Annotated in this window: 1 pseudogene; it reads right to left on the bottom strand. The window is 36.8% G+C overall.

Going from position 1 to position 247, the window contains the following annotated elements:
- Positions 1–247, bottom strand: a pseudogene (locus CP367_RS10630) (oligopeptide ABC transporter substrate-binding protein); the annotation flags it as partial.

A 247-nucleotide genomic window follows, 5' to 3' on the forward strand; every position in this document is an offset into this window, starting at 1 on the left:
TTAGAATTCTTGTCCATTACGTTTTCGCCCTTCTTGGCATCCCACTTACCAACCTTAAAGCCTAAGTATGAGTATTGTAGTGGAATTTTAGCGATAAAGTTAACGCCCTTAGTATCCTTGATGTTCTTCCATTGTGAGTTGATTACTTGAGTAACGTCAAATTTTCTTGACTTAATACTTTGAGCAACTGAGTTAGGGTTAATTACTGTAGCAGTAATCTTTGAAAGCTTTGGCTTACCCTTGTAGT

Source organism: Lactobacillus sp. UMNPBX16 (assembly GCF_002553775.1).
Classification (GTDB): Bacteria; Bacillota; Bacilli; order Lactobacillales; family Lactobacillaceae; genus Lactobacillus; species Lactobacillus crispatus.